General features: G+C 41.0%; 22 protein-coding genes. 9 read left to right on the plus strand and 13 right to left on the minus strand.

Features of this window, described 5'->3' with window-relative positions; all coding sequences use genetic code 11:
* Positions 1-115: 115 nt before the first annotated feature.
* Both ATH1_RS0115190 and ATH1_RS0115195 read right to left on the minus strand, forming a co-directional pair.
* Positions 116-994 (minus strand): NAD kinase, encoded by an 879-nt coding sequence (locus tag ATH1_RS0115190; RefSeq protein ID WP_010423544.1) that lies wholly within the window; start codon positions 992-994, stop codon positions 116-118.
* A 44-nt stretch (positions 995-1,038) separates the two neighbouring features.
* Positions 1,039-1,704: a CBS domain-containing protein gene (locus ATH1_RS0115195; protein WP_010423546.1), complete on the minus strand. Its 666-nt coding sequence runs from the start codon at positions 1,702-1,704 to the stop codon at positions 1,039-1,041.
* A gap of 176 nt (positions 1,705-1,880) precedes the next feature.
* On the opposite strand from ATH1_RS0115195, the gene ATH1_RS0115200 reads away from it, so the two are divergent.
* Positions 1,881-2,603 carry a pyridoxine 5'-phosphate synthase gene (locus tag ATH1_RS0115200; RefSeq protein WP_010423548.1) on the plus strand — a complete coding sequence of 241 codons (723 nt, stop codon included), beginning with the start codon at positions 1,881-1,883 and terminating at the stop codon, positions 2,601-2,603.
* Position 2,604: 1 nt separating this feature from the next.
* On the plus strand, positions 2,605-3,408 hold the full coding sequence (locus ATH1_RS0115205; protein ID WP_010423550.1) for an alpha/beta fold hydrolase: 804 nt from the start codon (positions 2,605-2,607) through the stop codon (positions 3,406-3,408).
* 147 nt (positions 3,409-3,555) lie between these two features.
* Here ATH1_RS0115205 and ATH1_RS0115210 read toward each other — a convergent pair whose 3' ends face one another.
* Complete coding sequence (locus tag ATH1_RS0115210; protein ID WP_010423553.1) at positions 3,556-4,272, minus strand: 3'-5' exonuclease; 717 nt, start codon at positions 4,270-4,272, stop codon at positions 3,556-3,558.
* A 552-nt stretch (positions 4,273-4,824) separates the two neighbouring features.
* Between ATH1_RS0115210 and ATH1_RS0115215 the strand changes: the two genes are divergently transcribed.
* On the plus strand, positions 4,825-5,115 hold the full coding sequence (locus ATH1_RS0115215; protein ID WP_010423555.1) for a Dabb family protein: 291 nt from the start codon (positions 4,825-4,827) through the stop codon (positions 5,113-5,115).
* A gap of 205 nt (positions 5,116-5,320) precedes the next feature.
* Here ATH1_RS0115215 and ATH1_RS22640 read toward each other — a convergent pair whose 3' ends face one another.
* The 4 genes from ATH1_RS22640 to ATH1_RS0115230 form a co-directional block, all read right to left on the minus strand.
* Positions 5,321-5,548 (minus strand): hypothetical protein, encoded by a 228-nt coding sequence (locus tag ATH1_RS22640; RefSeq protein ID WP_081467466.1) that lies wholly within the window; start codon positions 5,546-5,548, stop codon positions 5,321-5,323.
* Positions 5,478-6,632, minus strand: coding sequence for a diaminopimelate decarboxylase (gene lysA / locus ATH1_RS0115220; RefSeq protein WP_010423557.1), 1,155 nt, complete (start codon positions 6,630-6,632; stop codon positions 5,478-5,480). Before lysA ends, ATH1_RS22640 begins: the two co-directional genes overlap by 71 nt.
* A 16-nt stretch (positions 6,633-6,648) precedes the next feature.
* Positions 6,649-7,959, minus strand: coding sequence for an aspartate kinase (locus ATH1_RS0115225; RefSeq protein WP_010423559.1), 1,311 nt, complete (start codon positions 7,957-7,959; stop codon positions 6,649-6,651).
* Between the two features lie 302 nt (positions 7,960-8,261).
* Entirely contained in the window at positions 8,262-9,272 is a 1,011-nt protein-coding gene (locus ATH1_RS0115230) for a type I phosphomannose isomerase catalytic subunit (protein WP_010423561.1), read from the minus strand.
* A gap of 592 nt (positions 9,273-9,864) precedes the next feature.
* Between ATH1_RS0115230 and yihA the strand changes: the two genes are divergently transcribed.
* The 6 genes from yihA to ATH1_RS0115260 all read left to right on the plus strand — a co-directional run bounded on the left by yihA (position 9,865) and on the right by ATH1_RS0115260 (position 14,231).
* Positions 9,865-10,458: a ribosome biogenesis GTP-binding protein YihA/YsxC gene (gene yihA, locus ATH1_RS0115235; RefSeq protein ID WP_010423563.1), complete on the plus strand. Its 594-nt coding sequence runs from the start codon at positions 9,865-9,867 to the stop codon at positions 10,456-10,458.
* Between the two features lie 82 nt (positions 10,459-10,540).
* Positions 10,541-11,479, plus strand: a complete 939-nt coding sequence (locus ATH1_RS0115240) for a ribose-phosphate pyrophosphokinase (protein WP_010423565.1) — start codon at positions 10,541-10,543, stop codon at positions 11,477-11,479.
* Between the two features lie 99 nt (positions 11,480-11,578).
* On the plus strand, positions 11,579-12,166 hold the full coding sequence (locus ATH1_RS0115245; RefSeq protein ID WP_010423567.1) for a 50S ribosomal protein L25/general stress protein Ctc: 588 nt from the start codon (positions 11,579-11,581) through the stop codon (positions 12,164-12,166).
* A gap of 97 nt (positions 12,167-12,263) precedes the next feature.
* Positions 12,264-12,893, plus strand: coding sequence for an aminoacyl-tRNA hydrolase (pth, locus tag ATH1_RS0115250; RefSeq protein WP_010423568.1), 630 nt, complete (start codon positions 12,264-12,266; stop codon positions 12,891-12,893).
* A gap of 192 nt (positions 12,894-13,085) precedes the next feature.
* On the plus strand, positions 13,086-13,487 hold the full coding sequence (locus tag ATH1_RS0115255; RefSeq protein ID WP_010423571.1) for an RNA-binding S4 domain-containing protein: 402 nt from the start codon (positions 13,086-13,088) through the stop codon (positions 13,485-13,487).
* Positions 13,488-13,685: 198 nt separating this feature from the next.
* Positions 13,686-14,231 (plus strand): DUF4924 family protein, encoded by a 546-nt coding sequence (locus ATH1_RS0115260; RefSeq protein ID WP_010423572.1) that lies wholly within the window; start codon positions 13,686-13,688, stop codon positions 14,229-14,231.
* Here the strand turns inward: ATH1_RS0115260 and ATH1_RS0115265 are convergent.
* From ATH1_RS0115265 to ATH1_RS0115285, 6 genes are all read right to left on the minus strand, one after another.
* Positions 14,218-14,595 (minus strand): thiol-disulfide oxidoreductase DCC family protein, encoded by a 378-nt coding sequence (locus ATH1_RS0115265; protein WP_010423575.1) that lies wholly within the window; start codon positions 14,593-14,595, stop codon positions 14,218-14,220. The two genes, ATH1_RS0115260 and ATH1_RS0115265, sit on opposite strands and share 14 nt — an antisense overlap.
* A gap of 15 nt (positions 14,596-14,610) precedes the next feature.
* Complete coding sequence (locus ATH1_RS0115270; protein WP_010423576.1) at positions 14,611-14,811, minus strand: hypothetical protein; 201 nt, start codon at positions 14,809-14,811, stop codon at positions 14,611-14,613.
* Between the two features lie 140 nt (positions 14,812-14,951).
* Positions 14,952-16,238 (minus strand): OmpA family protein, encoded by a 1,287-nt coding sequence (locus ATH1_RS0115275; RefSeq protein WP_010423578.1) that lies wholly within the window; start codon positions 16,236-16,238, stop codon positions 14,952-14,954.
* A complete protein-coding gene (locus tag ATH1_RS0115280; RefSeq protein ID WP_010423580.1) occupies positions 16,235-17,566 on the minus strand; it encodes an OmpA family protein in 1,332 nt (443 codons plus the stop codon). The genes ATH1_RS0115275 and ATH1_RS0115280 overlap by 4 nt, the downstream gene beginning before the upstream one ends.
* Before the next feature lie 540 nt (positions 17,567-18,106).
* A complete protein-coding gene (locus ATH1_RS21275; protein WP_139035467.1) occupies positions 18,107-18,367 on the minus strand; it encodes a hypothetical protein in 261 nt (86 codons plus the stop codon).
* The gene (locus ATH1_RS0115285; RefSeq protein ID WP_010423581.1) at positions 18,348-20,378 is read right to left on the minus strand and encodes a protein-disulfide reductase DsbD family protein; all 2,031 of its coding nucleotides are present in this window, start codon (positions 20,376-20,378) and stop codon (positions 18,348-18,350) included. Before ATH1_RS0115285 ends, ATH1_RS21275 begins: the two co-directional genes overlap by 20 nt.
* Positions 20,379-21,344 lie beyond the last annotated feature (966 nt).

Below are 21,344 nucleotides of genomic sequence, written 5' to 3' on the forward strand. Positions count from 1 at the left end.
AATTTTTACAATATGTGTGTCTGTTCAGAAAGTACCGGTTGTAAGACTTGCGAAGCCGCCAAAAGCGCAGTTTGGTTACGTAAATGAGAATTTTAGCGGCCAGCGTAACACAACACTAATTACGCTTATCTGCACCCCACATAAGTTTATTTCGCAGCGTGGCATAGAAACTTTGAGTGGACCTTTCTACCATATTGATGGTGAAGGCTGCCTTTCGTATTCTAAGCTCTGTACTCTCGTCAACCACAGCGCTTCTGGAATCAAGTGACGCCAGGAATTTACCCCCTCTGCCCTCAATTTTAAGCATCAGTTCCATGTCGTCGGGAACAACCAGAGGCCTTACCGTTAAATTGTGCGGAGCTATCGGAGTAATAATAATTCCCTGAGAAGAAGGGTGCATTATAGGCCCCCCGACACTCAACGAATAAGCAGTAGAGCCTGTGGGAGTGCTCACTATAAGTCCGTCGGCCCAGTAGGAATTTAAAAATTCATTGTTCAAATACACATGAATAGTGATCATAGAGGAACTGTCCTGTTTATGCACAGCCAGCTCATTCAAGGCATAATTAAAATCACCGATCAGATTATGGGGAGAAACGAGTTCAAGCAATGCAAGCTCCTTAACTTTGTACCGGCCGCTTTCGATTTCCTGAAGGGCAGCCGGAAGCTCATGACGTGAAATGTCAGCCAGAAAACCAAGCCTGCCGCTGTTAATGCCAACAACAGGAATTCCGGAGTCACGCACAAACGTTACAGCTTTCAAAAAAGTGCCGTCGCCACCAATACTGAAAAGCATATCTACAGGCGGCAGATCGTCAGGCCCGTAGAAAAAACCTGCAACATTGGGTTTTAGTTTTACCTTTTCCAGCAAAAAATCATAAAAAGGCTTGTAGATATGTATTTTAATGGATTTTTGATGAAGATAATTAAACAACTGATGACAATTGTCGAAAAATACATCACCAAAACTCTTTCCGAATATGGCAATTTCCATTTCTTTTTTGATAGCGAAGATAACAAAACGAAGCGGAATCGATGTCAGACATTCAGGTATTTCATCAGGGATTCATAATTACGCCTTGTCGTATCATCAATCTGCGACTCCCCGACATACGTGGCCTTTACGTTATAACCATACCTTTCGAAAGCATTCACCACAGTATTTACGTCGACACGATTCAGTTTTATTGTGATTTTTAAATAATCGGTTGATTGATTTTGAGAAACATACAAGCTCAATATTTTGGCATCGGCATCTTCAACAATGCGTGCAATTTCAGAGAGGGCATAGTCATGCGGGCCGACCTCAATCTCAATGATCCCGCCCGGAGTATGTGCAGCGATCAATTCCGAGAACCTCAGTAACAAATCGGTTTGAGTGATCACCCCTTTATATTCCTTGTCAATATTCAGAACAGGCACCAGGGTCAGCCTGAGTCGGGCTGCAATTTCTATCACTTCATAGATATGCTGATGTTCGAAAACATAAGGTTTCATCAGCGATAGCCGATGGTTTCCCAATGGTTCCTCCGCTGCATTCAGATCATAAATATCGGCATCAGAAATAAGCCCCAAAAAAACTTTGTTGTTTACTATGGGAAGATGGGAGACCCTGAAGGCTTCCATCCAGCCCAATGCATCCGCACCCGTATCCGAGGTCTTCAAAGAAGGAACAATATCCGATACTAAATCTTTTGCCAACATAATAAATGCGCTTTCGGGAAATACTTTGTAACTTTACCGTTTTGAAAAAACATCAATACCTATGCCAAAACATCTCTTTGGGTGAAAAATACATCCAAAAATTTAAACATACAAACCATTCAGGTGTTTAATTTACCGTTGGTTTTAATTTAATTTCATTTAGTTTCATTCATATCATGACAAAACTAAGCGTTAATATTAACAAAATTGCAACATTACGCAATTCCAGAGGAGGAAACATTCCTGACGTTTTAAAAGCAGCCATCGATGTTCAGGAATTCGGAGCCGATGGTGTCACCGTTCACCCCCGTCCCGATGAACGCCATATTAAATATAAAGATGTTTATGAAATACGGCCGGTCATTAAAACCGAATTCAACATTGAAGGTTATCCCTCCCCAAAATTCATGGAGCTGGTTAAATCGGTCAGGCCTCATCAGGTAACACTGGTTCCAGATCCTCCCGATGCCATAACATCCAACTCGGGTTGGGACACCATTACCAACCTGTCTTTTTTGCAAGACATTATTGGGGAGTTAAAAGAATGCGGCATTCGTACTTCCATTTTTATCGATGCCAATCCCGATTTTATTGTAAATGCTGCAAAAACCAATACCGACAGAGTAGAACTTTATACGGAGCCTTATGCAACCCAATTTCCCAAAGACCCGGAAAAGGCTATCGCACCATTTGTCGAGGCAGCCAATATTGCCAATAAGACAGGATTAAGAATTAATGCCGGTCACGACCTCAATCTTCAAAATCTGAAATTCTTTAACGAACGAATTCCTTTTATCAAGGAAGTTTCTATTGGACATGCTCTTATCTCTGATGCCTTATATTATGGCCTGGAACTAACCATTAATATGTACAAAAAATTACTTATCAAGGAAAAATAAAATGGAACTCTTCTTCCGTGAAAAAGGACAGGGCGATAAAACCATAATAATCGTGCACGGATTATATGGATCTTCAGATAACTGGATATCGGTGGCCGGAGAATTCGAAGACCAATATAGAGTGATTCTAATCGACCAACGCAACCATGGCCGATCTCCGCACAACGACGTTCATACTTACGAAGCAATGGCTGAAGACCTGCATTCACTGATGGAAAAACTTAGTATCCACAAAGCCATCCTTATCGGGCACAGTATGGGCGGGAAAACCATCATGCGATTCAGTATGAAGTATCCCGAAATGGTAGAAAAAATGATTGTTGTTGATATTGCGCCCAAATCGTACCGTTCTTTCGCTAATTATGCCGAGATAACTACCAACCACAAAAAAATCATTGATGAACTAATGGCTGTCGACCCGTCGAAATTTAAAAGCCGGAATGAAATTGACCAGGCTCTGAAAGATGCTTTTCCTGAAAAGAGATTAAGAGCATTTCTGATGAAAAATCTTAAACGAAAAAACAATGGCCGGTACTCATGGCAAATAAATTTTGAGGCATTAAAGAACAATATGGGAGAGATCATGGATGGTTTTTCAGAGCTGAATAGACCTGACGGTAAAATGCCTGAGAGCATTTTTATCAGAGGTGAAAAGTCTCCTTACATACAGGATGATGATACGCTGGTGATAAACAAATTCTTTCCGGGCTCGCAGGTGGTTACCATACCGGAAGCTGGACACTGGGTACATGCAGAAAAGCAGAATATCTTCGTGAAGACGGTTAATTATTTCCTCGATTCATGAGTTCAATACTCCGTTAAACTTATACGGATGCCTGGTAATTAATAGTTTACACAATTAACGGCACAAATCATAACTCTCTCATAATAAAAACTTTGCGTCATTGCGTTCCTGCGTTCAGGCCTTTTTAACTGACTATTGTAAGTTGTTTCAAACCGATTTTACTTTTTCCGGGTCCAACAACGGTTCTCCCTTGAGCCTTAAGAACAACTGCGCTGTAGCCAACACATCTTTTTCGCAATAACGGGCAATTCGCTCCACATCATTCTCTTCATAGTAAACCCGTGCCACTTCGCTTCCGTCAATATCATCCTTCGGCGACGGTATCCCAAGAATATGCGTCAGGAGATTGAGCGATGTATAATGCTTATAATCACCAAATTTCCACAAATCAAGGGTATCGATAAATTTCACTTCCCATGGCTTCTTACCTGCCACATCAAGAATATCGGGTAATGGCAGACTGTTCACAATCATCCGCCGCGCTATATATGGAAAATCAAATTCTTTGACATTATGTCCGCAAATATTGGTGCCCGGAATAGCAGTAAAACTGTTAAGCGCTGAAGCAAATTCCTGAAGAAGCTTTTGCTCGTCATGACCAAAAAAGGATTTAACCCGAAATGTACGGGTTCCGTTTTCGGGTTTAATGAAACCGGCAGAGATACACACAATCTTCCCGAATTCGGCATATATACCGGCCCGTGCATAATCCTCAGCCGGCGTTACCTCCCCCCTGGCTGTTTTGGCCGATTTATTCTCCCACAGAGCCTGCATAGTTTCGTCGAGGTTCTCAAAATCACGATGCTGAGGTACTGTTTCAATGTCAATAAACATTATCTTTTCGGAGGAAATTTGGTTAAGCATAGATTGTTAGATTGTTAAGTTGTTAAGTTGTCAGATTGTTAGGGTTGTTAAGTTGTTAGATTGTTAGGGTTGTTAAGTTGTTAGATTGTTAGGGTTGTTAGGGTTGTTAGGGTTGTTGGGGTTGTTGGGGTTGTTGGGGTTGTTAAAATCTAATCATTTAATGATGTTACACAATTCTGTTTTTATATATTTACAGACTGAACTGTCATGATTAGTGCCCCGTCTATAAAGTCGGGAAAAGTTGTAACAAATCATGTGTCTGTTCAGAAAGTGCCGGTTGTAAGGCTTGCGAAGCCGCCAAAAACGGAGTTTACTTTTTCGTAAACGAGCATTTTGGCGGCAAGCTTAACACAGCAAATGGTATTTTATGGACAGGCACTCATTAATCCATGAGCCCGGTCTAAAAAGCATATTTGTTGCCAAACTCAGTGTTGTTTTAATTTTTTGCATCCTCATTAACAATGAGTTAACTCAGGTGCAAAAATATAAAACGCCTTCATTTTGACAAAAATATGCTTTTTATACCGCACTCAATCATTAAATTTTTACCGTATGATCAAACACATTGTACTTTTCAAATTTAAAGAAAATTTAAGAAGTGAGGAAAAACTGGCATCCATTAAAGAGGGCCTGGAAGGACTACCGGGAAAAATAGAAAGCCTGAAAAAGATAGAGGTTGGCTTCAATTGTAATCCGGAGGAAAAATATGATCTGGCGCTCACGGCCGAATTAGAAGATATGGAAGGATTAAAGGCCTATGCGGTTCACCCGGAGCATTTGAAAGTGAGCGCCGTTATCAGAGAAATACTTGAAGAAAGGGCTTGTGTAGATTATGAACTCTAATAACTGAGTCTGTTTCCAAAAGAGCTGTTTTTGTCAATCTCATTGTTGCAGATATTCTTAAACTCTCATTAACAACCGGTTAATTTTGGTTCAAAAAAATGAAGTCTATAATCAGGTAGCGATTCGAAAGCAAAAAATGCTATTCAAGGGTATCAGACACCCTAAACGCATCGGCCATGCAAAAACATCTCTTTGGGGAACAGACTCATTGTATTAAATGAGTGTAGTATAAAAAGCCTTCAAACTGCTGATTTTCACCATTTTTACTCCTGACCCTTAAAGAGGAACTGCTAAAAATCAGCAGTTTGAAAAAGTCCCCTTTAGGGGATTTAGGGGTCAAAAGGCTTTTTAGACTGCACTCATTAAATTGTATCTGAATAATAAGCTTTGGGCTCTTCCCTGAGATTGTAACGCGAAACCATAACTTCGCCATAAGCACCGGCACTACGAATGGCAACAAAATCTCCTCTTTTCATTTCTGGGAGATCAAGCGCTTTGCCAAAACTATCAGATGATTCACATATCGGTCCGACCACATCATATTTCTTTTTTTCTCCTCCAGGATTCGTCAAATTCTGAACTTTATGACTGGCCTGATAAAGTGCAGGACGTATTAAATCTGTCATGCCGGCGTCGATAATTGCAAACCTTGTCTTCACACCTTCTTTCACGTATAAAACCCGCGAAATAAGATTACCACACTGTGCAACGACTGACCGCCCAAGTTCAAAGTGCACTTCCTGTCCTGATTTTAAGTCAAGAAAATCTTTGAATACCTTAAAATAAGAAGAAAAATCGGGAACAGGATGACTTTCCGGATCTTCATAATCAATGCCGAAACCACCGCCGACGTTAATGATTCGGGGGAATAAATGTCTGGAAATAAACCAATCCTGCAACTCATTAATTCTCAAACACAAATCTTTAAAATTATCAAGATCAGTTATCTGCGAGCCTATATGAAAATGCATGCCTTCAAATTCCACATGGTTCAACTCCTTCATCCTGTCAATCACCTTTTCCAGGTCTGTCATGCTGATGCCAAACTTATTCTCGTCAAGCCCGGTAGTAATGTAATGATGCGTATTGGCATTCACATTGGGGTTGATGCGAAAAGCCACTCGTGCCTTTTTCCCGGCATTTTGTGCCAGTTCGTTGATTATCTCCAGTTCGGGTAACGACTCTACGTTAAAGCAGGCAATATCATGTTTCAGACCTAACTCTATTTCCCAATCGGCCTTTCCAACACCGGCAAAAACAATTCCATCGGGGGTGAACCCTATTTCCAGCGCTTTTTTTATTTCGTAACCACTAACACAGTCTATTCCAAAACCTTTCTGACGTATCTTCTCCAAAATGCGATCATTGGCATTGGCCTTTATGGCATAATGAACATTAAAATCATATTTTTCAGACTCCTCATTAACCAACGAGAGGGTTTTTTCCAACAAATCCATATCATAATAATAAAAAGGCGTCTGAAGTTTTTTAAACTTTTCAATTGGGAATACAGTCATACTCTTTACAAAATTTTTAAAACAGTTTAGCACTTAATGCCCTGAGGGCATCTTTTTTATCTTTAGCATTAATAAGCAACGAAATATTGTGCTCGCTGCCACCATACGATATCATTCTTATCGGGATTTCCTTCAGGGCTTCAAAAATCCGATTGGCGTAACCTTTGTTTTCGGCCACAAGATCGCCAACGACACACACGATAACCTGATCGCGGTCAATCTCGACGGTACTGAATTTTCTCAAATCGTCGGCAATTTCGTCAAGATGACGGTCATTATCGATGGTAACCGAAACCCCCACTTCCGAAGTAGTAATCATATCAATGGAGGTTTTGTAACTTTCAAATATTTCGAACACTTTACGCAAAAAACCATAGGCCAGAAGCATTCTTCCCGATTTGATCTTTATTGCAGTAATATTGTCTTTTGCTGCAACAGCGGTAAGCCGGTTTTTGTGTTGTGATGAAGAAATGGTTGTACCAGGGGCTTCGGGTTGCATGGTATTCAGTATCTTCACGGGAATATTGGCAAGTTTTGCCGGTAACACACTGGTAGGATGAAGAATTTTGGCACCAAAATAAGCCAGCTCTGCTGCTTCATCAAAAGACATCTCGGCAATAGACTGCGTATTTTCAACATATCGCGGATCGTTGTTATGCATGCCGTCAATATCGGTCCAAATCTGTATTTCTTCGGCATCCACAGCGGCCCCTATCAGGGAAGCAGTGTAATCGCTCCCTCCCCGTTGCAGGTTATCAACTTCTCCAAAAGCGTTGCGGCAAATATATCCCTGGGTAATAAACAATTGGGTTTCGGAATATTCGCTTAAAATGCGTTCAAGGTTTTCCTTAATATAACCAGTATCGGGTTCATTGTTTTTGTTCGTCCGCATAAAATCGAGGGCGGGAAGCAACACAGAATCATGTCCGTTTTCCTGAAGATAAAAGTTAAACAATGCTGTGGTAATCAACTCTCCCTGGGCAAGAATAGCTTTCTCCTCAAACACGGTGAAAACATCCCTGGTAAATGACTTAATATAGTCGAAATGCGATTTAACAAGCTCTAATCCTTTAGTTCGAAATTCCTCTCCCGAAAAAAGCGCATCGACAGTATCGAGATACCCACGTTCCAAGCGGTTTATCACTTCATTGGCGCCATCGTAGTTCTTTTTGTACAAATAGTTGGCAATCTCTACAAGGTTGTTGGTAGTTCCCGACATGGCCGACAGAACAACAATTTTACGTCCCGGTGTTGTAACAAGCTTTGCAACATTTTGCATATTTTGAGCAGAGCCTACTGATGTACCACCAAATTTTAATACTTTCATTATGCTATTGTTTTTTTAGTGTCCGTCCATAAAATACCATTTGCTGTGTTACGCTCGCTGAGCACTATTCAAGCAATTGGTTCATGCCAATACTCTGTTAAACCCTTACAGAAATCAGATAATTAATTGTTTACAAAATAATGGTATGAAACACAACCATCTCATAATAAAAAACTTTGCGTCATTGCGCCTCTGCGTTCAGGCTTTTTAACTGACTATTGCCATGCAATACGCCTCAAAAAATAATAATTTGACGCATTTTACAGCCTGCAAAGTTATAAATTTAAACTAACCTCATATAATTATTGCTTTTTGTCTTCAACATCGGGCATATGAACTTGCAATAATTTGCACTTTCCTGCTGATTTAATGGTAAACTCCTTCAACTCCGCCGGTATCAGAACCGTCTCACCCATCGAAATCGGCTCTTTTTGATGTCCATGATATGTAATCTCAGCATTTCCCTCAACACACATCAGTATTATGAATGAATCGAGATTGTAAAAATCTTTTTGCAGTTCATGGCCATCTAAATAAATGAGACTGGTCACAAAATAGGGGGATTTAATAATGGGGCTTACATCGTTCGGTCTGACCTCATAGTTGGTTTTATAATTATCGCCACCGGAAAAATCGATGGCATCCAGAGCCAGTTCAGTGTGTAATTCACGCGCGTTACCCTGAGCATCGCGGCGATCGAAATCATAAATCCGGTATGTTACATCCGATGTTTGTTGAATTTCGGCAAGCAGTATACCTTTTCCAATGGCATGAACTCTGCCCGCGGGAATAAAAAACACATCGCCCGCAGATACTTCATGACTGGCCAGCAAATCTTCAAGCCTTTTTTCTTTCAAAGCTTTCAGATACTCCTGTTTGCTGGTATCTTTTTTAAATCCGCTAATCAGACAGGCGCCCGGATCAGCTTGCATGACATACCACATTTCTGTTTTCCCGAAGGAATTGTGACGTTTTCGCGCCAATTCATCATCAGGGTGTACCTGAATGGACAAAACATCGTTGGCGTCTATAAATTTAATTAACAGAGGGAACTCCGTTCCGTATTTTTCAAACACCTTATCACCAACAAGTTCCGACATATATATTTCCAACAACTCATTCAAAGAGTTACCCTTCAAAAAACCGTTGCTTACTACCGAAACATCACCGGGTACACCGCTCAGTTCCCAGCTCTCTCCTATATCTTTGGCAGTTCCAGTGTTTTTGTTTAATACTGTGTGTAATTTTTCACCTCCCCAAATTCTTTGTTTCAGAATGGGTTCGAACTTCAGGGGATATAACTTTCTCTCCATAACATTAACTCGTTAAATTTATTTTTTAGTACCTGTCTATAAAATGCCATTTGCTGTGTTGCGCTCTTCCGGAAATTACCCATTTACGATGAGCAATCTCTTATTTTAGGACTTCACGAGCCCCCGATGAATATCCGGGCAGGCATTGTAAATGACACTCTCTGAACAGACTCACATATTGTGAAATTTTTTACAAATTTATTGATGAGCACTATTTAACCTGCTTGAAACAAAAAAACAAAGATAAGGACTTCCTTTTAATCCTCTCTTTGTTTTTGCCGGGCAAATAAATTTGAAATTCTTCGTGTTTGTCCTGAAAAGTGTACCGGTAATCCGTTAAAACGACCTATTTTTGCAAACAAATAAAAATGAAACGAGCATGACAAAGTTTGTTTTAATAGATTTTTAGATTTAAGATGGTAAGATGTAAGATAAAACGGGCCTGACAAGGCATACCACAACAAGAATATGTATAAGTTCTTGCATGCGAGTTCCATCCGACCAATAACTTAGACTAATTTTATACTGATGAAATGAGTCCCGATTACCCGGGAAGAGTGCTATTAGACCTTAAAAATCAATTTTTATACGAATGATAATTACCGATGCTCACTTTGTTACAAGCAGCACACATCCCAATGATTGTCCTGCCCCGGATAAACCCGAATATGCATTTATCGGACGTTCAAATGTGGGCAAATCTTCGCTTCTGAACATGCTTTGTAATCGGCACAAACTGGCCAAAACATCGGGTACACCTGGAAAAACCAGGCTTATTAACCATTTTCTTATCAACAACAAGTGGTATATGGTTGACTTGCCCGGGTATGGCTATGCGAAACTTCCAAAAGCGCAAAAAGGAACATTCACAAAAATGATCGACAGCTATTTATTTGGTCGACCGAATCTTGTGAATCTATTTGTTTTGATCGACAGCCGACACTCACCTATGAAGCAGGATTTGGATTTTATTTTCAACCTGGGGACAAATAGTATTCCTTTTTCAATTGTATTTACAAAAACGGACAAACTTAAACCCGGAGTGTTGGAAAAAAACACCAATATCTATAAAGAACGATTGCTTGAGGATTGGGAAATTCTGCCGCCCATATTTTTCACCTCAGCGATAAATAATAGAGGACGTGAAGAAATACTGAATTACATTGAAAATCTAAACAATTCATAACCCGGCCTTTTAACAAAACCTGATTTTTCTTATATTTGCAAGAAAGCAATCCTAATAAAATAACTGATAAACAGGATATTAAATGCCACCCAAAGCACCAATTAAACTTTTTTCGGGAACAAATACCCGGTATCTGGCGGAAAAAATAAGCCTTTGCAATGGAAGAGAACTTGGAAACATAAACCTGACACGCTTCAGTGACGGGGAATTCACCACCGCCTACGAAGAAACCATCAGGGGGGCACATGTTTTCCTTATCCAGTCAACCTTTCCCCCGTCGGACAATCTTTTTGAATTGTTAATGATGATCGATGCCGCCAAAAGAGCATCGGCCTACAAACTGGTGGCCGTTATTCCCTATTTTGGTTTTGCACGACAGGATCGCAAAGACAAACCCAGGGTCGCTATCGGGGCAAAGCTGGTGGCCGATCTTCTTACAACCGCCGGTGTGGACAGAATAATTACCATGGACCTTCATGCCGATCAAATACAGGGCTTTTTTGATATTCCGGTTGATCATCTTTACGCATCCAGTATATTTGTTCCTTATATCCGAAAATTGAATCTGAACGATTTGGTAGTGGCATCACCCGATGTTGGAGGCACCAAAAGAGCAAATACCTACGCCAAATTTCTTGATGCGCCAATGGTAATCTGCCATAAGCATCGCGCCAAAGCCAATGTCGTGGATGAAATGCGTATCATCGGAGATGTTGCCGGGAAAAATGTGGTGATACTCGATGATATGGTAGACACGGCAGGAACGCTTACCAAAGCGGCTGATATGATGATTGAACAAGGGGCAAAAAGTGTCAGAGCCTTCGCAACACACCCTGTACTAAGCGGTCCGGCATACGAGAATATTGAAAAATCAAAAATTTCTGAAATTTACGTGACAGATTCCATCCCCCTCCGGAAAAAATCAGATAAAATCAAAATTCTCTCTGCAGCTCAGTTGTTTGCCGATACCATCGACAAAGTATACAATTACCAGTCAATAAGCACACAATTTGTAATTTAAATTATTATCTTTGCGGCCGCCAAAAGGGCCTCGTGTGATGGGAAATTAAGGTTTCACATTACGATCTTAATTTTGAGTAACACATTTAAAACTAACAAAATGCAAACAATTGAACTGAAAGCGTCCAAGCGTGACAATCTTGGAAAAACAGCCACTAAACAACTAAGGAGAGAAGGCAAAGTGCCCTGTGTTATTTATGGTGACAAAGAAACCATTCATGCTTCTGCTCTCCTGAAAGAATTCAACAAACTGGTTTATACCCCAAAAGTACACCTTGTTAACCTGAATGTTGATGGCAAAAAATATAATGTTGTTATTCAGGACATACAGTATCATCCGGTATCAGATGATGCCATGCACGTAGATTTTCTTCAGGTATTTGATGATAAACCCATTACTATGGAAATCCCGGTGAAACTCAAGGGTCTGGCTGCCGGAGTAAAGGCTGGTGGTAAGTTAAGTCTCGAGAAAAGAAAACTTAAAGTCAAAGGACTGGCCAAAGACATGCCCGACATGCTTGAAGTTGACATCACCAATCTCGGTCTGGGTAAAGGTATTCAGGTTGGACAACTCAATTTCGACAATCTGGAGCTTCTTAATAACAAAAATCAGGTTGTTGTTTCGGTTAAACTTACCAGGGGTGCACGTGCTGCCGGCCAAACCGGTGAAGAAGAAGGAGAAGAATAGCTTTTTATAATGTATTTAAAACCTCCATATAACGAAAATATGGAGGTTTTTGTGTTTATTAGCAGCAGGCCTGTTTTTGCGATTTATCATCTCTTCTATGACCAATATATTCAAAATAATAAAAAAGGCTTTGCCTCTTGCAGAGCAACAACCAGATAACACCGTGAAATATTTAGTTGCAGGACTGGGAAACGTCGGAAAAAAATACGAGCATACCCGTCACAACATTGGTTTCGATATTCTTGACTCACTGGCCGAAAAAGAAGGCATTGAATTTGACGACAGAAGATACGGATCGGTTGCGGAATACAAATTTAAAGGTCGTAACTTTGTTTTACTGAAACCCTCGACCTATGTTAATCTCAGCGGAAGGGCAGTCAATTACTGGATGAAGAAAGAAAAAATACCGACAGATCGCCTCCTGGTTGTTGTTGATGATCTGGCTCTTCCTTTCGGTACCCTGCGTCTGAAAGCCAGCGGAAGTGATGGCGGTCATAACGGACTGAAAAGCATCAATCAGGTACTGGGACATAATCAATACGCACGTCTGAGATTTGGAATCGGAGATAACTACCCCAGGGGCCACCAGGTCGAATATGTTTTGGGTAAATGGTCGCCCGGGGAACAGGCTGCTCTTCCCGAACGCATCGATAAGGCCATCGACATCATCAGAGCGTTCGGAACCATTGGACTGGCACAAACCATGAGCCAATACAACAACAGATAAGTTTATGAAACGAGCATAACAAAGATTATCACAATCAGAATATGTATAAGTTCTTACATGCGAGATCCCTCCGACCTTAATAAATAAATTTTATACGGATGAAACGAGCATGACAAAGTTTGTCACAATAAGAATATGTATAAGTTCTTGCATGCGAGTTCCATCCGACCTTAATAAATAAATTTTATACGGATGAATACAGATGAAAGCGTACGCATCGATAAGTTTTTATGGGCAGTCAGGCTGTTCAAAACCAGAAGCGTAGCAGCCGAAGCCTGTAAAAAAGGGCGGATTACCATTGACGGCCAGCCGGTGAAGTCGTCACGCCTTGTCAGACGCGGGGACGAGATATCCATTAAAGTTCCACCTGCAATAAAAACCTATAAGGTGCTTGATCTTTCAGAAAAACGAATGGGCGCAAAACTTGTACCCGGATTTCTTGAAGACATTACACCCCGCGAAGAACAAGACTTGCTGGAGATGGCGCGCATGACACAAAAAATGAACCGTCCCAAAGGCTCCGGGCGACCTACAAAAAAAGACCGAAGAGACCTGGACAACCTGAACAGCAAGAGGCGGGACTTTTTTGACTGACCTGCGACGGAATTTATCTTATGAGGTCGCACCTGAAAGTCTCTTTACGCCGATATCATTGTTGCAGGAAATTTTCAATACACTTATTAATAATTAGTTAACTCAGATTCGGGATTTCCTGCACCTCAACTTTGACAAAAACAGCTCTTTGGGGGGGGCAATTTCATATTACAAAAATTCAGATTTAATCAGAAGAAGATGATTGTTTCCAAACATAAAAAACAAAACGATATTGCCGGGTATGTTCTTTACATGTGGCAGATAGAAGACCTCATCAGGGCCAATGATCTTGATATGGGCAAAATTGAAAAAACCGTGATTTCGCAATATGAACAACCCGAAGATGTAAAACAGGCGCTTCGGGAATGGTACGGAAACCTGGTGGCCATGATGAAGAACGAGAAAAAAGAAAAAACAGGTCATCTGCAAGTCATCACCAACACGGTGAATGACATGAATAACCTTCATATCCGGTTAATGCACGAACCTAAAGAAGTTGCCTATCAGCATCAGTTTATGAAGGCGGTTCCTCTCATTAAAGAACTGGAGCAAAAAATGAAACCCGCTCCGAAACACGACATCGAACTCATGCTGGCTGCTATGTATAATGCTTTTGTCCTGAAACTGAAAGGCCGGGAGATTTCGAAGGATACCAATGAAGCATTGAAAATATTTGGGAAAACGCTCTCACTGTTATCTGCCAAATACCGTGAAGAACAGAAAGGAAGTCTCAATCCTGAATAATTGTACAGGTATCGCGCTTCCCGAACCAGCTGTAACGATTGTCGGCAATAATTCTGTAACACCATCTCACCAATGAGGAAGGAAGTATCTTCAAAATATGAAAGTAAAAACGACCGGTTCTTCCGGCATGAGCCAGGATAAATAAAATTGCAGAAGGACCTGTGAGAAAATTCTCTCCCTCTGTAATTACAACCACCTCATCAAAAGTGTCTAAAGTATATCCTGTCCGTTCTAAAACATGAGCGCCCATTTCGGACTGCGCTGAGATCAATTCTAAAGAATTTCCTGCCTTCCTCTTAAGCCATCGGGCAAAGCCGCTACACAACACACAATAACCGTCAAAAAGCACCCTCGCCTGATTCATACACCTCATACCTGATTAAACACAAAAAGAAGGCCCGTCTTCAGCCGGACCGTCACATCCATTCTCTTCTCCATCCTGCTCCCTGAAGGGAAACTGCTCCGGAATATTACCGAGATCCTCTGCTCTTTTACCTACTCCCTTCTCACGAAATATTCCAAAAAGGAAATCCCTGTCACTCAGCCTTTTCTTACAATACACCTTTATCTTTCCTTCCATAGGCAAAAAATTTTTCAGGGTTCGACAATTTTCTCAGGTATTCCACAACTCAACTTGCTTTTTCTCGCGGGCATCTGAGTATTACTTGTAGAAAGGGGTTTGAATAAAACAACGAAGTATAAAGAAAAGTTCAGACCCAATCATTTGACCAGCAGGTCCACCCTCCGGTTAACCATCTGCAAACCGCGGGGAGACAATTCTTCAACCGGAGAAAGCGGGTCTTTTTCTCCTTTAGGAACGATCTCGATTCGGGAAGATTCAATGCCCAGTTCTCTGACCAGAAAGTTTTTTACTGCAAGACATCGCTGCCTGCTCAGCTCAAAATTATCATCTTCATTTCCGACGGTATCGGAATAACCATAAAGCCAGACTTTCTTTTCGGGATACTGATGTAACTCTATTGCCACCTTCCCCATCAAAAGCTGGTCGGCCGGATTAAAATCACGTGGCACTCCGGGAGGGAAAAATATGGTTCGAACGTTATAATTGCCGTAAACAACCTTCAGTGTCTCTGTTATTACTACAGAATCTTTGTGAACAGGCCGGTTGGCCTCATATTCAGCAATATCCTCCGAAAGGCGCCGAATTTCTTCTTCAATTCTGCTTTTTTGTTTACGTCCAAACATATCCATTCCCTCGGCACGGTATGTCCAGCGCATGTGGCGCCGTTCCTTATCTCCAAACTTATAGCTCAGGTTCAATGCGGTAAATAAATAACGGTCGTTTGTTGCCCCGGTCAGGATATTGTCAAGGTTGTCTGCAGCAGAAAAACGGAGTATGCTTTCAAGTCCGACATCAAAGCTGTGATTGATTCTGTACATTATACCGACACCAAACGGGACAACAATCTCCTTTTGACGGGAACTTGTCTGCCCGGCATCACTCTTGTCATACCCAAGCACAACATAATCAGAATTTTCCGTATCGTATATTTCGTTCCTCCGAACCACATCGCCTGTTTCCCGATGTAGCAGGCGACTACGAAACAAGGTAGAGCCAACACCAATTTTCAGATAAAAATTCCAATGATCGTTAACAGGTCCCGGATCTGGTAACATCTGATTAATAATGGCAATTCCGTTGACAGAAAGGTCTATCAGGTCGCCTTCAAATCCATATATTCCTTCTACCCCCGACATATCGCTTTGCAGATACTGAAGTTCTACGGCGAACGCAGGCACAAGGTGCTTTGTTACCCAAACCGATGACCCGAAATGAACATCCCGGTCAGGAAAAAGTGTGTACTCTCTCAGGTCGGAATACATAAAAACAGGACCAATCCCGGCAGCAACCGACCAGGAATTATACTTCTGTCCGAAAGAGTAGATCATTTCCGGGGTTTGGACAAATGGCGATCCCTGACTCATTTGTCCATGAACCGGTATAGTGAGAATTAGTAACGTGATTACTATAATCGAAAATCTCATTCCTCAGTTTTTTGACCTTTCAAAAGAAAAATATCGACACGGCGGTTGACCCTATGAACCCCTCTTGGAGCCAACTCTTTAGTATCTGACAATAAATCGGTTTCTCCCATTGGTTCCGTTTCAAACCGGTTCCTGTCAATGCCATAATCATTGACCAGAACATCAATAACGGCATCACACCTGCGTTGACTTAACTTTACATTATAATCGTCAGAACCTCTTTCATCGCAATACCCCTGAACAAGTACTCTCTCATCCCCATTTTCTTTCATAAACCTGGCAACCACAGCAAGGGTTTTGTGGGAAGCAGCCGTTATCCTTGCCTTGTCAAACTCAAAAAATACCGAAGCTGTTAGGTCATCCTTTTGTATCACACTTTCCTTGTAAACAAAGCTGGTATCAGTAACGGAAGAATCATTGGCCGCTATGTAATCCAACCGACGGCGCAGAGAATCCAGTTCCCGTGCCAACGGATCAGTCTCCCTTTCACGCTGATAAGCCAGATTAAAATCTTTATAGGTCCATAAGGAGTGACGCTTATTCTTCTTTCCGATTTTATAGGTGAATGTCAATAAGGCTGCCATATAGGAGTCATTATCGGCACCTGTCAGATTGACATCAAGATTGTCCTGGGTAACATTTCTCAAAGTTAGTTCAAAACCGACATCAAAATTTTTATTGATCCTGTAATCAATACCTACACCAATTGGCACAATGACCTCACTTCCCCTGCTGGTCTTATCTTCGGGATTCTGCCTGTCATATCCAATGGCCAGGTAGTCGGTATCTGCCCATCCATAGGGACGGGGATAACCGGGCGTCCCACTGTGAACCTCTCCCACCGTTATCCAATCCCCTGTTTCCAGACTTCGTTGTCGTGATCTGAAATAATTAACGCCCAGGCCAAGCTTTCCGTAAATATTGAGCTTATCACGAATGGGCCCAAACAATACCAACTGATTAATACTGAAATTCAGATTTAAAGATAAATCGTAAAAACTACCGGAGAAATAGCGGATGTTTTTCTCCCCGTACATATCGGCAGTAAGGAATTGGGCATCCAGCGACCATGGTCTTCCAAACTGTTTACTGACCAGAACGGAAGGACCAAAACGCCAATGTGATGAGGGCAACAAGGCATAATTATTAACGTCGGTATAATAAATGACCGGTCCAATACCGGCAGTAACCGACCATGTGTTATATTTCCTGTCCGGATTGTAAAGCTGCTCTTCTTCGAGATTATAAAAATCAATCTGCTGGGCTGTCAATGCTGAATTTCCTGCATATAAAAAAATTACGAACAAAACCGTTATAGAGTGTCTCATGCTTCTGATTTGGTTAAGTTACTACAAAGACCCATTAAATGGAAATTGTATATTATGTTTTCTATGAGCTATCCTGACTTTTACCAACCAATAGTTGATTTTTGTAAAATCCTTAAAGTCAACCCTCTATGCCTTGATATTTATTCAGCATAAAATTTAGATTTTCAGCATCATAGGATTTATCTTATATCTAAAAACCTAACCTGGGCAAGCCTGAACCAAAGCAGGTTTTTATACTCAGTAAAAAATATTTCCTTCTGTAATTCTTATTAATAAAGAGATACAGAAGGACTTTTAAATATTATGCAAAAAAACGAATATCAAAAATAAGGTAAGTACAATGTTTTTTCAGGCTTGTCCTGAAAAAAGGCGCCCACGTGGGATTTAGTAAAATTTTAGTTCCATGCCCTAAGCGCATAATGATATAACCCAATGCCGAATGTGAATCAAATCTAAAATTAAAAACGACCAGCGTAAAGAATATTTTTACGAATTGATGATTAGCTTAGACAAACGGAAGAAAAAAAATAAAAAAGCTTACTATTCCGATGCTTTATAATCCGGGAAAATCACCAATAATTTGATTGTTTTCCAGGCAGCAAAGTAAAGACTTCTCTCAGTAAAAGTAAGTAATTGTGGCATCGTCAGACGTACAGCATGGAAAATGCAGTACACGTTCAGGAGGACTTTGTCCCTGGAAGTGGAGAACAATTCAGACCGTCTAAATTCCACGAAGGAGGAACTTTGGGGCCCCGTCGATATCCTGGGAAGAAAGAAATCACTATTTTCCCCTTTCTTCAAAGGCTCTCAATCCCCTTTTGAGCCAATCGATATAAGCCTCGATATCGGTATTATACCCACGATCCTCAACCAGCTTTTCTTCATCATGTCCCAGTATTACGTAATGAGGTTGGCTGTTTCGCTGAAACCGGGAAATTTGAAAATCGCTCCATTTGTTTCCAACAGTTCTGATCTTCTTTCCGGTAACCGGCGAAACATATTTTTCATCTTCTGGTAGCTGCTGTCTGAAATCAACATACAATGAAGTCAGCACGAAATCGTTTGCCAACATTTCCCTGACCGTGGGATCAGACCATACGGCATCCTCCATCTTTCGGCAATTGGTACAGCCTTTTCCGGTAAAATCAAGCAGTAACGGTTTGTTAACCTGTTGTGCATAAGCCAGGGCCTTATCATAATCATCGAAAGCCGGAATACCCTGTGGGCCCAGATGCATATCTTCCGAAAGAGAGGCCGTACTACCTCTTCCAGCCCCGGAAGCCCGGTTTCCAACACCATGAGGCGATTCGGCATAATTGCTCGGCGGCGGAAATCCGCTTATCAAATTGACTGGTGCACCCCAAAGACCGGGAATCATATAAATTGTAAAAGCAAAAACAAGCAATCCCAGCATCATTCGCGATACCGGAAGGTATTCCATTGGGGAGTCGTGTGGCAATCTGATTTTTCCCATCAAATAAAAGCCGAGCGCCCCGAAAATAGTGATCCAGATAGCGATAAATACTTCACGCTCCAGAATGTGCAATCCCAAAACCATGTCGGTTATACTCAAAAACTTGAAGGCAAAAGCAAGTTCAAGAAAACCCAGAAAAACCTTGACCGAATTAAGCCAGCCTCCCGATTTGGGAAGTGAATTAAGCCATCCCGGGAAAGCAGCGAACAGGGCAAATGGGAGTGCCAACGCCAGGGAAAACCCCAACATCCCAATAACCGGGGCTATGCCACCAACCGATGCTGCCTGAACGATGAGCGTTCCTACAATAGGCCCGGTGCATGAAAAAGAAACCAACGCCAGGGTAAAAGCCATAAAAAATATTCCCAGCAAACCTCCTTTATCTGCACCTTTATCAGCTGCGCTAATCCAGGCGTTTGGCAAAATAATTTCAAATGCGCCAAAGAATGAAACGGCAAAAGTGATCAAAAGAGCCGCAAAGAACAGATTAAACCAGGGATCGGTAGACAGCCTGTTAAGCACATCCGCACCAAAAATCGCGGTAACTACGGTGCCAAGCACAACATAAATTACAATGATTGAGATACCATAGAAAAAGGCACTCCTTATGCCGGTAGCTTTTGTTTTACTTTGCTTGGTGAAAAAACTGACGGTCATTGGTATCATAGGAAATACACAAGGCGTAAGCAATGCTGCAAAGCCACCAAGAAAGGACATCCAGAAAATACCCCAGTTTCCCCGCTTCTCTTCATCGCCGGTTTCAGAGCCATCTTCTACCGGTTCTACTTTCCCTTCATCACCCTGCGATACCACTTCAACAGGTGGTGCGGCTTCCTCTTCTTTTAGGTCAGTTACCTCATCACTACCTGCCACTACGTCATCTTCCAAAGGCAATGAAAAATCAAGCCTGTCGGGTGGTAAGCATTGTTCATCATCGCAAACCATAAACTCAACGTATCCTTCAACAACCTTCACATCAGATGATTTTATACGCACCGGAAGAGTTAACGTAGCGGAATTAGAAAACCATGACAATTCCATATTGAAGGCCTGATCGTATTGTTTCTCCGGTTGCGGTTCCTGCTTTATTTCTCCTGCAGCTTCATATTTTCCGGATTCGATGAGACTGATGGATGTCGGCACTGGTCCTCCTCCAGGAAGGTTGACTGAATAAAGATGCCAGCCTTCATCAATAGCAGCTTCGGCAACAATTTCAACTTCCGTATCTGAAACCGAATTCAAAGAAAATTGCCATTTCACTGGCTCCAGCACCTGGGACTTCAAAGAAAAAACACCCAGAAAAAAAGCAAAAAAAAGTAATAAATTTTGTTTTCTCATATCAATACATAAGTAACCCGTGACTGCTCCTGAAGTACAGTTTACTTCATTATGCTTACCATGTAAATGGGTCTCTCGGAACAGACACATGATTTGATACAACTTTTCCCGACTTTATAGACAACCACAATTTATAGTACTTTCTCAAACAATAGATGAGCCCGGTCTAAAAAGCATCTTTGTTGTCAAACTCGTTGTTGTTTTAAATTTTTGCATCCTCTTTAACAACAAGTTAACTCCGGTACAACATTTAAAATGCCTTGATTTTTACAAAAAAATGCTTTTTATACTGCACTTATAAATATTCTGATTCCTGATTACAATTTCAATAAAACATACCTAAGAGCATTTCTGTTCGAAACAAGTTCAAATATATCTTACTTCTAAATATATACATTTTTCGATGCGTCAAAGAAAAAGAAAAAGCCTTAACCTTTCCAAAGGCCGAAAGCAATTTTCACCGGCAATTGTGGAAGAGTTATGCAACAAAAACCGAACCATTCCGAAGTGAAATATCCCTAAACATTAGAGACCAATACAAAGATTCATCAGTATAAAATAAGTATAAGTTATTGGTCTGATGGAACTCGCATGATTGATTTTATACATCAACTTTTGAGACAAAACTTGTCATGCTCATTTTATCTTACTTTTAATAAATTGTTACGGCTGTTAGAATTGTTAAAGTTGTTAATATTGTTAATGTATTAGTTGTTAGAATGTTATAAGTTTTGTTACATTAGCTAACAATCCTAACAATCCTAACAATCTAACAGTCCTAACAATTTTATAACAATTTTTCATCCGTATAAATTAGTCTAAGTTATTGGAATGATGCATTTTATCATACTTTAACTGATTTTAGATTCTTCGCTTCGCTCAGAATGACAAACAGCTAAGGTTGAGGTTGAGGTTGAGATTGAAGTTAAGGTTGAGAGTTCACCACAGTTGACGCAGATGAACACA

The sequence above is a fragment of the Anaerophaga thermohalophila DSM 12881 genome, from assembly GCF_000191885.1.
GTDB classification, from domain to species: Bacteria; Bacteroidota; Bacteroidia; order Bacteroidales; family Marinilabiliaceae; genus Anaerophaga; species Anaerophaga thermohalophila.

Bases quoted from the DNA above. Each gene is read 5' to 3' on its own strand.
- ATH1_RS0115190 (WP_010423544.1), bottom strand. From the start codon at position 994: ATGGAAATTGCCATATTCGGAAAGAGTTTTGGTGATGTATTTTTCGAC.
- ATH1_RS0115195 (WP_010423546.1), bottom strand. From the start codon at position 1,704: ATGTTGGCAAAAGATTTAGTATCGGATATTGTTCCTTCTTTGAAGACC.
- ATH1_RS0115200 (WP_010423548.1), top strand. From the start codon at position 1,881: ATGACAAAACTAAGCGTTAATATTAACAAAATTGCAACATTACGCAAT.
- ATH1_RS0115205 (WP_010423550.1), top strand. From the start codon at position 2,605: ATGGAACTCTTCTTCCGTGAAAAAGGACAGGGCGATAAAACCATAATA.
- ATH1_RS0115210 (WP_010423553.1), bottom strand. From the start codon at position 4,272: ATGCTTAACCAAATTTCCTCCGAAAAGATAATGTTTATTGACATTGAA.
- ATH1_RS0115215 (WP_010423555.1), top strand. From the start codon at position 4,825: ATGATCAAACACATTGTACTTTTCAAATTTAAAGAAAATTTAAGAAGT.
- ATH1_RS22640 (WP_081467466.1), bottom strand. From the start codon at position 5,548: ATGGCGAAGTTATGGTTTCGCGTTACAATCTCAGGGAAGAGCCCAAAG.
- lysA (WP_010423557.1), bottom strand. From the start codon at position 6,632: ATGACTGTATTCCCAATTGAAAAGTTTAAAAAACTTCAGACGCCTTTT.
- ATH1_RS0115225 (WP_010423559.1), bottom strand. From the start codon at position 7,959: ATGAAAGTATTAAAATTTGGTGGTACATCAGTAGGCTCTGCTCAAAAT.
- ATH1_RS0115230 (WP_010423561.1), bottom strand. From the start codon at position 9,272: ATGGAGAGAAAGTTATATCCCCTGAAGTTCGAACCCATTCTGAAACAA.
- yihA (WP_010423563.1), top strand. From the start codon at position 9,865: ATGATAATTACCGATGCTCACTTTGTTACAAGCAGCACACATCCCAAT.
- ATH1_RS0115240 (WP_010423565.1), top strand. From the start codon at position 10,541: ATGCCACCCAAAGCACCAATTAAACTTTTTTCGGGAACAAATACCCGG.
- ATH1_RS0115245 (WP_010423567.1), top strand. From the start codon at position 11,579: ATGCAAACAATTGAACTGAAAGCGTCCAAGCGTGACAATCTTGGAAAA.
- pth (WP_010423568.1), top strand. From the start codon at position 12,264: ATGACCAATATATTCAAAATAATAAAAAAGGCTTTGCCTCTTGCAGAG.
- ATH1_RS0115255 (WP_010423571.1), top strand. From the start codon at position 13,086: ATGAATACAGATGAAAGCGTACGCATCGATAAGTTTTTATGGGCAGTC.
- ATH1_RS0115260 (WP_010423572.1), top strand. From the start codon at position 13,686: ATGATTGTTTCCAAACATAAAAAACAAAACGATATTGCCGGGTATGTT.
- ATH1_RS0115265 (WP_010423575.1), bottom strand. From the start codon at position 14,595: ATGAATCAGGCGAGGGTGCTTTTTGACGGTTATTGTGTGTTGTGTAGC.
- ATH1_RS0115270 (WP_010423576.1), bottom strand. From the start codon at position 14,811: ATGGAAGGAAAGATAAAGGTGTATTGTAAGAAAAGGCTGAGTGACAGG.
- ATH1_RS0115275 (WP_010423578.1), bottom strand. From the start codon at position 16,238: ATGAGATTTTCGATTATAGTAATCACGTTACTAATTCTCACTATACCG.
- ATH1_RS0115280 (WP_010423580.1), bottom strand. From the start codon at position 17,566: ATGAGACACTCTATAACGGTTTTGTTCGTAATTTTTTTATATGCAGGA.
- ATH1_RS0115285 (WP_010423581.1), bottom strand. From the start codon at position 20,378: ATGAGAAAACAAAATTTATTACTTTTTTTTGCTTTTTTTCTGGGTGTT.